The organism is Pseudomonas putida (assembly GCF_030159595.1).
Lineage (GTDB): Bacteria > Pseudomonadota > Gammaproteobacteria > Pseudomonadales > Pseudomonadaceae > Aquipseudomonas > Aquipseudomonas putida_AC.
This window is the reverse complement of record NZ_BSKJ01000011.1, coordinates 194613-207995: the sequence shown is the minus strand read 5'-3', so window position 1 is coordinate 207995 and position 13383 is coordinate 194613. Positions and strand designations below refer to the sequence as shown.

The 13383-nt window shown below is 61.6% G+C and carries 7 protein-coding genes; 2 read left to right on the top strand and 5 right to left on the bottom strand.

Going from position 1 to position 13383, the window contains the following annotated elements; translation table 11 throughout:
- Both QQL85_RS22550 and QQL85_RS22545 read left to right on the top strand, forming a co-directional pair.
- A partial coding sequence (locus tag QQL85_RS22550) for an amino acid adenylation domain-containing protein (protein WP_284368779.1) occupies positions 1-4245 on the top strand: 4245 nt, incomplete at its 5' end.
- Between the two features lie 71 nt (positions 4246-4316).
- Positions 4317-5258 (top strand): alpha/beta hydrolase, encoded by a 942-nt coding sequence (locus tag QQL85_RS22545; protein WP_284356575.1) that lies wholly within the window; start codon positions 4317-4319, stop codon positions 5256-5258.
- Positions 5259-5321: 63 nt separating this feature from the next.
- Here the strand turns inward: QQL85_RS22545 and QQL85_RS22540 are convergent, their stop codons facing one another.
- The 5 genes from QQL85_RS22540 to pvdM form a co-directional block, all read right to left on the bottom strand.
- Positions 5322-7796 carry a TonB-dependent siderophore receptor gene (locus tag QQL85_RS22540; protein ID WP_284356576.1) on the bottom strand — a complete coding sequence of 825 codons (2475 nt, stop codon included), beginning with the start codon at positions 7794-7796 and terminating at the stop codon, positions 5322-5324.
- A 242-nt stretch (positions 7797-8038) separates the two neighbouring features.
- Entirely contained in the window at positions 8039-9688 is a 1650-nt protein-coding gene (locus QQL85_RS22535; protein ID WP_284356577.1) for a cyclic peptide export ABC transporter, read from the bottom strand.
- A gap of 35 nt (positions 9689-9723) precedes the next feature.
- Complete coding sequence (gene pvdO / locus QQL85_RS22530) at positions 9724-10620, bottom strand: dihydropyoverdine dehydrogenase (RefSeq protein WP_284356578.1); 897 nt, start codon at positions 10618-10620, stop codon at positions 9724-9726.
- 36 nt (positions 10621-10656) lie between these two features.
- A complete protein-coding gene (gene pvdN / locus QQL85_RS22525) occupies positions 10657-11946 on the bottom strand; it encodes a pyoverdine-tailoring periplasmic protein PvdN (RefSeq protein WP_284356579.1) in 1290 nt (429 codons plus the stop codon).
- 14 nt (positions 11947-11960) lie between these two features.
- The gene (pvdM, locus tag QQL85_RS22520) at positions 11961-13307 is read right to left on the bottom strand and encodes a pyoverdine-tailoring dipeptidase-like protein PvdM (RefSeq protein ID WP_284356580.1); all 1347 of its coding nucleotides are present in this window, start codon (positions 13305-13307) and stop codon (positions 11961-11963) included.
- Positions 13308-13383: the final 76 nt, after the last annotated feature.

The window sequence follows — 13383 nt, the reverse complement described above, 5'->3', positions numbered from 1 at the left end:
AACTACCTGGGCCAGTTCGACGCCAGCTTTGGCGACGGCGAGCAAGGCCTGTTCGTACCCGCGAGCGAGCACGGTGGTGCCCATCAGAGCCCGCTGGCCCCGTTGGGCAACTGGCTGTCGATCAACGGCCAGGTGTATGGCGGTGAGCTGAGCCTGGGCTGGAGTTTCAGCCGCGAGATGTTCCGCGACGAGACCGTGCAGGCGTTGGCGCAGGCCTACACCGAGGAGCTGGAGGCCGTGGTGGCGCACTGCGTGCAGCGCGAGCACCAGGGGGCGACGCCGTCGGACTTCCCGCTGGCCGGGCTGAGCCAGGCACAGCTGGACAGCTTGCCGATCGCTTTGAGCGAGGTGGAGGACATCTACCCGCTGTCGCCCATGCAGCAAGGCATGCTGTTCCACACCCTGCAGTCACCGGAATCGGCGCTTTATGTGAACCAGGTCGCCGTGCCGGTCGATGGCCTGGATATCCAGCGTTTCATCGCTGCCTGGCGCAACGTCGTGCAGCGCTTCGACATGCTGCGCACCGGGTTCTTGTCGTTGGCACACCTGCCAGAGCCGTTGCAGGTTGTCCACCGCCAGGTTGAGATGCCTGTCGTGCAACTGGACTGGAGCGATCGCGATTGCACGTTGCAAGCCCTTGATGAGCTGGCGGCCCAGGAGGCTGAGCACGGCTTCGATATGCATGCAGCGCCGCTGATGCGCCTGAGTCTGGTCAAGCTCAGTGAAACGCGGACCTACCTGATCTGGACCAGCCATCACATCCTGATGGACGGCTGGAGCAGCTCACGCCTGTTCGCCGAGGTTTTCCAGGCTTACCACGGTCGTGCTGGCCATCAGCCGGGTGGCCGCTATCGCCATTACATCCAGTGGCTGGCCAACCAGCCGCAAGCACAACTGGAGCAATTCTGGCGCCCCCGTTTGCAAGCGCTGGAGGGCCCTACATTACTGGCCGAAAGCCTGGTCCAGCCGTGTTCGGCCGATCTCGGGGGGCATGGTGCGCTGTACCTGAATTGGGATGCGCAGCGCACTGGGCGCCTGAAAGCTCAGGCGCAACGCCTGCGCGTGACGGCCAATACGTTGTTCCAGGCAGCCTGGCTGCTGCTGTTGCAGCGTTACACCGGGCAAGCCACGGTCTGCTTCGGCGCCACTGTGGCCGGGCGCCCGCCTTCGCTGGCCGGTGCAGATGAAATGCTGGGGTTGTTCATCAACACCCTGCCTGTGGTACAGACGCCGAAACCTCAACAAAAGGTGGCTGACTGGCTGGATGAGCTACAAGCCTACAACCTGGAGTTGCGTGACCATGAGCATGCCGCGCTGTCCGACGTTCAACGTTGGAGCGGGTACCCGGGCCAGGCCTTGTTCGACAGTATCCTGGTGTTCGAGAACTACCCGGTCGATGAGCGCCTGCGCGAGAGCAGCGATAGCGCCTTGGCGTTCGGCGAAACACGTACCCGGGATGTCACGAACTACGCCATGGATCTGGCGGTAAACCTCGGCGAAACGCTCAGTGTAGAGTTCCTGTACCTGAAAAATCGCTTCACCGAACAGGCCACGGCAACCTTGCTTGGCCATTTCGAGTGCCTGCTGGAGGCGATGCTGGACGACCCGCAAGCAACCATCGGCAGCCTGGGCATGCTGACGCCGGCGCAGCTTGAGCACATGCAGGGGCGCAACCAGCTCAGCCCGGCGACCGGCCATGGCAATCCACCGCTTCTGGCTCAGATCATCGCAGCCCAGGCGGCGCGCAACCCACATGCGACCGCCGTTATCTGTGGTGACCAAGCCTTGAGCTACGCAGCACTGGATGCCCGCGCCAATCGCCTTGCCCATCATCTGATCCGTTGCGGTGCTGTACCCGAAAGCCGTATCGGCGTTGGCTTGGAGCGCTCGGTGCAGACGCTGGTGGCATTCCTGGCGGTGATGAAGACTGGCGCTGCTTATGTGCCTTTGGACATCGACTACCCGCAGGACCGCCTGCAATGGATTGTCGAAGATTCGGCAATGACCCTGTTGCTCACTCACAGTGCCCTGCGTGGCCGCTTCCCTGCAGAGGCGCCGGCCATCGAACTGGACAAGCTGCAGATAGAGGATTTGCCGCAGACCGCGCCTGGTTCGATGCCGCACGCGGGCAACCTGGCCTACCTGATCTACACCTCGGGCTCCACTGGAAAACCCAAGGGCGTGGCCGTAAGCCACGCGCAGATTCGCATGCACTGCCAGGCCATTGCCGCCCTTTATGAGATGGACGACACCACCCGCGAACTGCTGTTCATGTCGTTCGCCTTCGACGGTGCCCAGGAGCGTTGGCTGTCGGCCTTGCAAGCGGGTGGCTGCGTGGTACTGCGTGGCAATCGCCTGTGGACCGCGGAGGAAACGTTGCAGGTGCTGCATGCTGAGCGCATCGACATCGCTTGCTTCCCGCCAGCCTACCTGCAACAGATGGTTGAGTTCGCCCAGCACCATGACGTCAGCCCACCGCCCGTTCGCGTCTACTGTTTTGGCGGTGATGCGGTACCAGAAGGGTTGTTCGAGGACGTCAAGCGCGTGTTGCGCCCCCAATGGCTGGTGAATGGTTACGGCCCAACCGAAACAGTGGTGACCCCGCTCTTGTGGAAGGTACCGGTCAGCCAGGCATGTGGCGCCGTGTATGCGCCTATTGGTGAGCGGGTAGGTGAGCGCACGCTCTATGTACTGGACGACAACCTCAATCCATTGCCCGACGGTGTGGCTGGTGAACTGTACATCGGTGGTGAAGGCCTATCACGCGGCTATCACCAACGGCCTGGCTTGACTGCGGAACGTTTCATCGCCGACCCGTTCGGCAGGGCGGGCCGGCTCTACCGAACCGGTGATCGGGTGAGGCGCCGTGCCGACGGTGTGATCGATTACCTCGGGCGGCTGGACAATCAGCTCAAGGTGCGCGGTTTCCGGATTGAACCGGGCGAAATCGAAGCGCGCTTGCGGGCCCACTCGGGCGTGCGCGAGGCCGTGGTCATTGCCCGCGATAGCGACACCGGCAAGCAATTGATCGGCTATGTGGTACTCGCCCAGGGGGCGCCGACGACCGAGCAGTTGCGTGAGGGTTTGCGCAGTGCATTGCCAGACTACATGGTGCCGGCGCACATCGTGGCACTGCCCGCCTTGCCGTTGACCCCTAATGGCAAGCTGGACCGCAATGCCTTGCCCGCACCGCTGCTGGCGAAACGCGAGCGGATGGCACCCCGCAATGCTGTCGAGCAGACGCTGGCAGGCATCTGGCGGGAAGTGCTGGAAGTTGAAGAAGTGGGCGTCGATGACAACTTCTTCGAGCTGGGTGGCGACTCGTTGCGCGTGCTGAAAATGCTCTCCCGGGTACGCGCCAGCAACGCGCTTTCGCTGGACCTCAAGCTGCGGGATGTCATGGCCAGGCCAACCATCGGTGAGCTTTCGGGGTATACCGATGGTCACAGCCTTGACCCCCTGTTGCTGCTCAATACACGCGTCGGGCACCAGCCGCCGCTGTTCTGCCTGCATGCCGGCTTTGGCACCGTGTTCGACTACGAACCGGTGGCGCGCCTGCTCGATGGCCAGCGCAGTGTGTATGGCATGCAGTGTCGCATGCTGCTGGACCCGGCCTGGCGGGACGAGTCACTGCAGGCCATGGCCATCGATTACGCCCAGTACATCCGGCAGAAACAGCCCGAAGGGCCTTACCATTTGCTGGGCTGGTCGTTGGGCGGTGCACTGGCGTGCCTGGTGACACAGGAGCTCGAAAGCCAAGGCCAGGAGGTTAACTTCCTGGGGTTGGTGGACAGCTTCATCCCGTTGGCGGGCGAGCCGCAGGCGGGTGACTGGAGTGATGATCTGCAAGGCTTCCTGGCCGTCGTGTTGCAGGCCCCCAAAGAAGCGCTGGCCGGGGTTTCGCTGGCGGCGCAAAGCCCGTTGGCCAGCCTGACCGAGGTCATCGAGCAGGTGCGAGGGCAGCTTCCCGCTTCAGCCTTCGTCGACATGCAGAGTGCTGAACTGGCCTACACCTTCAGCGTGGCAATGCACCTCAAAACGCTCTCGCAACAACTGACGGGTTTGCCGCGTACCCAGGCCATGGCGTGTTGCTGGTGGGCGGGTACGGGGCAGGTGGCCGGGCGCATCGCCGGCAGCAGCGCGGATATTGCAGTCGCTGCCGGCCATTACGACATCCTCGAGCATCCAGCGTGGTTGCAGAGCCTGGTTCGAGAGCTGCCCGAAGTCGCCAACATCAACAACTGAAACAGACCGCCCCGGCACTCGGGGCGGTTTTCAGACCTTTTCGAACCGTACCAATGCAAGGATTGATCAACATGGCCCTGGACCCAGATCTGGAAGGCTTTCTCGAATTGGCACAACTAGGGCGCTTGTCCGGCAAAACCCGGCCCATGCACGAACTGAGCGTGGCTCAGGCGCGCAGTGAGTTCGAGTTGACGTCGGGCATGCTCGACAGCGCCCCGCCCAGTGACCTTGTCGTGCGAGACCTGCATGTGCAAGGGCGTGACGGCCATCTGCTGCCTGTGCGTCTTTACCGGTGCGCAGGGGATTCAATACAGCCTGCCATTCTTTATTTTCATGGCGGCGGCAACGTGGTCGGCAGCCTCGATTCGCATGATGCAGTGTGCCGCAGGCTGGCCTTTGGCGGCCGCCAGGCGGTCGTGTCGGTTGGCTACCGTCTGGCGCCTGAGCATGTACACCCGGCCGCTTCGAACGATGCCGTAGATGTGGCTCAATGGCTTGCCGAGCAGGCCGCCGGGCTGGGTATCGATGCCTGCGCGGTCAGTGTGGCGGGCGACAGCGCCGGCGCGACGCTTGCGTGCGTGGTGAGCATGAGTGCCCAACGGGGTGAATGCCGTTTGCTGCCGGCAGCCCAACTGCTGTTCTATCCGGTTGCCGACATTTCACGCGAGCGGCCTTCCCATGATCGGTTCGAGGAGGGCTACCTGCTGGAGCGCGACACCCTGCGTTGGTTCTACCAGCAGTACTGCCCGGATGAGCAGCAACGCACGGACTGGCGTTTGTCGCCGCTGTTGGCCGACTTCGCCACACCGCTGGTACGCACCTTCATCAGCCTGGCCGAGTTCGATCCGCTGTTCGACGAGGGCATGGCGCTGGCGCAACGTCTGCAGGAAGCGGGAACCCAGGTGACGCTGCGGGTCGAGCATGGTTTCACCCACGATTTTCTGCGCATGAGCGGTATTTCTTCGCGGGTGTCGGACATTTATGCGGCCGTTGATGACTGGTTGACCCCATAGGTGGCCTGAATGCAGGCATGAAAAAGGCGCCATTCGATGGCGCCTTTTTTCATGGCGAGGTGCTTACCAGTCGTAGGTAAGGTTGGCGGTGATGGTACGGCCTTGGCCGTATGTGCACTCCCAGACCCCGGAGCAGCGGCTGACATAGCGCTTGTCGTCGATGTTTTCCACGTTGGCCTGGACGCGGACACCCTTGATCGCCAGCGGCGAACGTTCCAGGTCGTAGGAAATCATCCCGTCCCACACGCTGTACGAAGGCACATCGAATTCGCGGTACGAGGTGCTGGTGCCTGGGCTGCTACGAACGTAGCGAACCCCGACGCCGAAGCCAAGCCCACGCAGGGCACTGTCGTCCGGCATCTTGTAGTCCAGCCAGCTGGAGGCCGTCAGTGGCGAGATACCAAGCGGATGGCGGCCTTTCATGCCGTCGTTGTCCTTGGTGAACTCGGAGTCAACCCGCGAAACCGAGGCGATCAGGTTGAGGTTGTTGGTCAGTGCGGCCTTGCCTTCGATCTCCAGGCCGGTTGAACGCACTTCGCCAGACTGGTTGCTGAAACCAGGGTTTGCCAGGTCGCTGGTCAGGACGTTCTTGCGGTCGATTTGGTAGGCCGATACCTGAACGAAGCTGTTCGAGCCAGGAGGCTGGTACTTGATGCCCACCTCATATTGCTTGCCGGTCGATGCATCGAATGTGTTGCGGGAAACATCGGTGCCCGTGTTCGGCTGGAACGATTCGGAGTAGCTGAAGTACGGCGTGATGCCGTTGTCGAACAGATAGCCGAAGCCTACCCGGCCAGAGAACTTCTGGTCCTTGATGCTGTTGTCGACCTTGTAGAGCGGTTGGTTGTTCTCGGTGGTCGCCCAGTCATAGCGGCCACCCAGGGTGAGGAACCAGCGGTCCCACTTGATCTGGTCCTGCAGGTAGACGCCGGTCTGGCGGATGGTGTTGTCCCAGGTGTTGACCGATGCCTGGCTGAAGTCAATGGGTGCACCGTAGACCGGGTTGTAGAGGTCGATGCCCGGTGGGGCATATTGATAGCGACCGAGGAACTCGGAGTTGAAGTGGTAGTAGTCCACGCCCATCAACAGGGTGTGTTCGACTTCACCAGTCTTGAACACGGCCTGGGCCATGTTGTCGATGCCAAACACCTTGTTGGTCTGGGACCAGTCGATGGCATAGCGACCGATCGCGCTTTGATTGTTCAGGCCCGTGGTTGGGCTGGTGATGAACTCATAACCGTGCAGCACGGAGACGAAGCGGTCATCCACATAGGCGTAACGGGTGTTCTGTTTGAGCGTCCAGACATCGTTCAGCTCGTGGGAAAGTTCATAGCCCAAGGTGAATTGGTCGCGATCGTACGAGGCATAGTTGGGCTCGCCGATGAATCGGCTGCGAGAAATCTTGCCATTGGGGTTGTCCAGCACGGTCCCCCATACCGGCAGGCCTTGCGGTTCGGGGGTGTCGTTGTCTTTCTGGAAGTGGCCATAGAAAGTCAGGGTGGTGCTGTCGTTGACGTTCCAGGTCAGGCTTGGGGCAAGGGTCATGCGCTTCTGATCGGCGTAGTCGACTTCCGAATTGGTGTCGTTCACAACGCCGGTCAGGCGATACAGAAAGGTGCCTTGGTCATCGAGCGGGCCGCCGAGGTCGAAGGCGCCGTACTTGCGGTCGTAGCTACCTGTACCGACGGTGACCGAGTGAACCGCTTCGGCGGTGGGCCGTTTGGACACCATGTTGACCATGCCGCCAGGCTGGTTCTGGCCGTACAGCACCGAAGCAGGCCCCTTCAACACTTCCACACGTTCGAGCAGGTAGGGGTCGATCTGCAGGGCGCCGCCGGTACTGCCGCCACCGTAGGGCAGGTGCAGGCCGTCCAGGTACATGGGGGTGGCGTTGAAGCCCCGCGAGGTAGGCTCGTCGAAGGCCTTCACCCGAGCGGTAAAACCGTCCACCTGCAGGCCTGGGGTGTAGCGCAGGGCATCGCTTACCGAGAGTGCGCCACGCGCTTTGATTTCATCCTGGGTGATGACGTTGATGGTTTGCGGGGTTTCAAGTACTGATGTATCGGTTTTGGTTGCCGTGGCGGTACGTTTGGCGACATAGCCTTTTACCGGGCCCCAGGCCGATTCACCGCGGGTGCTGGAAACCAGCGAGGGTTCCAGGCTGACCTGGCCTTCGGCGCTGCTGGCGTTGGAGCCGGTGAAGTAGATTGCATTGTCCTGCACGGTGTAGCGCACGCCGGTGCCTTCGAGCAGTTGTCTGAGCGACGCATCCAGCGTGTGGCTGCCGCGCAGGCCTTGGGAGCGCAGGCCTTCGACGTCTGCGGGGTTGAACAGGATCTGCATGCCCGTCTGGTTGCTGAACGCTTGCAGCGCCTGAGCCAGCGGACCTGCAGGAATGTCCAGCTGCCATACCTGGCTCTGTGCCATTGCGGCCATCGGCAATGCCAGGCTCAACCCGATGCCGGTGAATGTGGCTTTGAACGCGTGACGCAGGCGTAACGCCGTCGTCAGCGGATGCAGCGTGTGTCGTGTTGGCATGTCAATGCTCTTGGTATGTCAGTGTTGAAGGGAAGAGAGTTTTTCTGGTTTGTGACGTATTTGACGCACCACCTGCGAAAAACCGGAAATAAAACTGTTTATCATTTAGATTTATCGTCGGACACACCCTTGCACATGCCGCCGCGCAGGTTGCAGGAACCGGGTGAGTGCGACGCACCGAACCCGCCAGGGTGGTTGCAGTGCGTCATCGAGGTGTCGCGCGGGTACCGCCTGAAGGGGGTTCAGGCGGTCAGCAGCTCGCTCACGACCTTGCCGGTGTGCATGCGCACCAGCTGGTCGGCTACGTCGAAATAGCGGTCGTCGTGGGAGATGACGATGATCGTCTTGCCCAAGCGTTTCAGGTCGGGCAGCAACTCGGTGTAGAACACGCGGCGGAAGGTAGGGTCCTGGTCGGCCGCCCATTCATCGAATACCAGCACGGGGCGTTCCTCGAGCCAGGCGCTTACCAGTGCCAGACGCTTGCGCTGGCCGGTGGAGAGGTCTGTGGTGGTGAACGCGCCATCGCGAATGCTGACCTTGTGATCGATCTCAAGTCGGCGCAAATAGCGGCCAGCATCTTCGGGTACCGGTTTGTCGCCCTGGATCACGTCGTCGAACAGGTAATAGTCGGCAAATATGGTCGTGAACAACTGCCGGTAATCGTCACGGCTCAAGGCCGTCACCGGTTGCCCATTGAGTGACACACTGCCTTTTTGCGGCGCATAGAGGCCTAGCAGCAATTTGATCAGGGTTGTCTTGCCGCAGCCGTTCTCACCGACGATAAACACGATTTCACCCTGCTTGATGCGCAGGTTGACCGGGCCCAGCTGGAAAGGCGCGGCACCAGGGACCGTTGGGAAGCTGTAGCAGACATCGTTCAGCTCCAGGCTTTGCAGGTTGGTGTGCGGCTGGCTGGCGTCATCGAGCAGCAGGTGGGGTTCCGGAGAAGAGAACTGGCGGGACAGTTCTGCAATACGGTGGAAGGCGATCTGCGCCTTGCTGATGATTGGCAACGTGCCGATCAGGTGTTCGAGCGGGCCTTTCATGTAGAGCAACACCAGCACGAAGCCGCTCATGACCGTCTCGTCACGGCTGGGCCACCAGGACTGCATGGCCAGCGCCAGGCCGATCACCACGAAGAACAGCATCGAGCCAAGCGTCTTGGCGATGACGAACGTGTTGATCGAGCGCACCTGCGTGGCGCAGATGCGGTTAGCGGTATCGCGGATACCGTGGCTGAACATGCGTTTGCGGCGGGGGCGGTGGATGCGCAACTCCTTGGCCCCCTCGGCGATCGCATTGTAGTGCTTTTGCAAATCGTCTTCGGCCTCACGTGCAGCTTCGAAACCACGCATGCCATAGCTGCGGGCAGCGAACTGCAAGGCAGTGCCGATACCGATGGCGATCAGCATCACCAGGAACATGGGCAGCGACAGGTAAGCCAGGTAGCCCAGGCAGCCGAGGGTCACCGTCAGGGAAATGGCCAGTGGTGCGAAGGCGAAGGCGAAGTCACTGATCGTGTCGACGTCATGGGTCAGCACTGGAATCAGGCGATGGCTGCGGTAACGCTCGATCTGGTCGATGGGCGCTGCGAGCACTTTTTCGCCCAGCTGGAGGCGCAACCTGGCAATGATGTGTTGGCCCACATAGTTGGTGCCGATGTCCGATACGATCGTGCTTGCCAAGGCCAGCAGGCATAGACCGGCAAAACCGATGACCACACCTTGGGTGAGGCCTGCGTCGTTATGCAGGGCTGTGTTGATGGTCGCCAGCAGGGCAGTGACGCTCAGGCCACCAAGCATGCCGAGGGCGATTGAAACTGACACCAGTGGCCAGAAGGGTTTGAGCAGGCCGAACAGTTCCCTGATGGCCCCACGAGGTTTGCTGGTCATTCGAGACTCCCGAGTCGCAGGTCGATTGAGGGCGTTCAGAGTTCGCGGGCAACGCGGAACCCGAGGAAATCACCGCGCACTTCGGTTGCCCGGCTGTTGCGGTTGCCAGAGCGCGAGAAAACCGGGGCTTCTCCCCAGTCGTTGCCGCGCATGATGTGAATGCTGCAGTCACCTGTCATCCAGGCGCTGCCATCGCTGGGTGCGCCCTCATAGTCTGTGTTCAGGCAGTCGGCGACCCATTCGTAAACATTGCCGTGCATGTCGTACATGCCAAAGGCGTTGGCCGGATAGCGCCCCACCGGCGCGGTATACGAATAGCCATCGGTTGGGCCGTAGGTATTGGCATGCTTGGCGATGCTGTACCTTTTCTCGTCGTTGTCATCGAACGGGAATGGGAACGGGCCAGAAGAGCCAGAGCGGGCGGCATACTCCCGTTCGGCCTCGCTGACCATGCGGTAGGTGTGGCCGGTCTTGCGTGACAGCCATTGGGCATAATGCTGAACGTCGGTCCAGCTGACGCAGACGGCGGGCTGCCGTGGGCCTTGTGGGTAACTGGGTTTGCTGGCCTTGCACAGGCGCCCTGGACGGGTGTCACCGTCTGCGATCCTGACGCCGCTTGCCTTGATATAGGCGTCCAGTTCTGCGGCCGTGACGTGGTATCGACTGATGGCGAACGGTTTGGCGAACGTCACCGTGTGCTGAGGCCCTTCATCGTCCTCGCGGCCGACTTCTCCTTGCGGTGTCCCCATGACGAAGCTGCCAGCAGGTAGCACGACCATTTCCGGGCAGTGCGGGCAATCCTGGAAGACGGCGCCCGGTTTTGCGACATCGGCGGCCTGGGCGGCGGCGCTCAAGATCAGCAGCAGGCTGGTGCTGAGCAATTGTCGCGTTCGAACGGAGGGTGTGCTGGGGGAGGTCAGTGGGTTGCGCATGTGTCAGGTTCCAGATGCAGTGGCAAGAGAGGAAAATCAGGCAAAACGCCCTGCCAGGACGTGGATCAACCGATCGATTTCGGCTTCGGTATTCAACAGCCCGGGTGCAGTGCGGATCACCGGGCCTACATCCCGCGACACGGCATCCACCACGATGCGCTGGCGGTTGAGCGCGCTTGCGACTTCGTCGGCATCCTGATTCTTCACGCGGAAGAAGGTGAACCCCGATGAATGACTTGCGCTGCGGGGGGTTACCAGTTCGACAGCGGGGTACTGGGCAAGCTGTTGCTTGAGATAGTCGTTGAGCCCGTGGATCCGTGCCTGAACGGCCGCTTTACCCTGTTGCAAGTGCAGTTCGAATGCTTTGCCCAGGGCCCAGCGGTGTTCGAAGGCGTGGTAGCCGCCCGGGGTCATGATGGTGGCGAAATCTTCGTTTTCGGAGAACGTGGCGAAGGTGGGCACCAGGTGTTTGAGTTCGGTGCTGCGGGCGCAGATGATGCCGGTGCCACGTGGCCCGAACATCCACTTGTGGGTGCCCGAAATGAAGTAATCGCATTTGAGATCGGCAAAGCGCATGTTCTCGACGCCGAAGCCGTGGACACCGTCGATCACATAGAGGATCTGGTCGGCTTCGTCACGTTTGCGGTTGATGCTTTCCACCAGCTCGCCGATCTTGCCTACCGGCAATTTCACGCCACTGCCCGAGTGCACCCAGGTCATGCCCAGCACGCGTGTTTCCGGGCGAATGGCCTTTGCCAGCGTACCCAGTACTTCATCGTCAGAGACCGTTGCCGGCTCTTTGAACAACCTCACCTTGCGTACCCGGGTGCCTTCGCGCTGGGTGCGATAGGCGAGAATGTTGCGGGTAGAGTAGTGCTCGTGTTCGGTCGTCAGAATTTCCTGTTGCGCTGTCAGGCGCAGGCCCGCGTAGATCAGCCCCAGGCCTTCAGTCGTGCTGCCGGTCAGGGCAATCTGCCGGGGGTTGACCTCCAGGTAGCGGCCTGCCCAGTCGCGCACTTCGGCTTCGCGCTTCCACTCGGCCTGAGTGTCCCAGTCTACGCAGCGGGCGGGGTGGCGGTTGAGCTCGGCACGGTATGCGGCGATGGCATCGCGCACTGGCTTGGGGTGCGAAGTGATCAGGAAGTTGGCGAAGTGGGCATAGTCAGGGTCAAGGTCGAACAAGGCACGAAAAGCGGCCCAGTCGTCGGTGCCAGTGTTTGTTGCAGTTGCCGGTGCGGCGAGGGCCGTGCCGAACAGCGGGTTGGCCAGTGGTAGCCCGGCAGCCAGCACGCCGGCCTGTTTGAGGAATGTACGACGATCGGTCATGGATGGCTCGCTGCTCATCGGGAAGAGGTGGCGGTAGGTAGGGCAGCGCCTTGCACTTGCTCCCAGACCCTGAGGAAGTTGCCACCCCATAATTTGGTGATGTCGGCTTCTGTGTACCCGCGGGTGATCAGTTCGGCGGTGACATTGCGTACTTCGCTGACATCGTTGAAGCCCGCAATACCGCCGCCTTCGTTGAAGTCCGAACTGATGCCAACGTGGTCGATGCCGACCTTGCGCACGGCATAGTCGATGGCATCGCCGTAGTCCTTGAGGCTGGCCTGGGGTTCTTGCTCGAGGATCGCGTACAACGCGCCGGCATACTCGCCCACCTTCTGTTCCGGCCAGCCGGCGATGATCGGATCGCCCGGCATCAGTGCATAAGCCTGATTCGGCAAGGGGGGCAGGCTGAAGCGGGCGCGCAGGCTGTTGAGCTGTGCCTGCGTGTCCTCGCTGAGGGGCTTGAGGTACTGACCAAAGGCAACGATCTGGATCACGCCACCGCTGTCCTTGATCAGTTGCATTTCCTTGTCGCTGAGGTTGCGCGGGATGTTCACCGCTGCCCGGGGCGCTGAGTGCGAGGCCACGAGCGGGGCGCGACTGAGTTGGGCGACCTGGGTCAGGGCCTGGGTCGACATTTGCGACACGTCAATGATCACGCCCAGGTCATTCAGGCGCTGCACCGCCTTGCGGCCGACAGCCGACAATCCGCCCAGGGCATCCGGTGTGTCGTTGAAGAATGGCAGCGGCCGCGAGGAATCGGCCCAGCTATTGTTACCGACATAACTGAAGCCGAACATGCGCATGCCGCGCGCGGCCCACTTGTCCAGCTGGTCGATGTCATCGCCCAGCGCGTAGGCGTTGAGCATGCTGATGAAGATGGCGAACTTCCCTTCACCGTGCAGGCGACGCATGTCTTGAGGGGTGTAGGCAATCCCTGCCTGGTTGGGGAAGTCGCGTGCCATGGCACTGATGGCCTTGTAGCGAACCTCCTGGGTATGGCGGGCCGCTTCGACGAAGCCGGGGGTCGGGCGGTGCGGGCCGTTGTCACCCGTCCAGGATTCCGGCCAGGCGAAGATCGTCAGCGCAGCACCCGATAGCCGGCCTCGCGCAGCCTTCACCAGGTCGAAGCGGCCACCGCCGTCCTTGTCAGCTTCGTTGCCCTCATTGCCGTAATTCAATGGCAGGGTGATGTGGCTGTCGAAGGAGAGCATGCGGTCCTGCAGCTCGTTCGCCTGCTTGATCACGTCCTTGGGGTAACCGTCTTCGCGCGCGAGCTGCTGCCAGGCGGCGAAGCCGACACCTGCAGTCAAGGTCACCGCCAGGCTTGTGTACAGCGCTTTTTTCCAGCGAGGTGTCGTCATCTCGGTCTCAACAAGTTCACCGTAAAGGTTCAGGCACGAGGCCATTGCTACCTGGAGGGAACGATCGCTGGCTGCG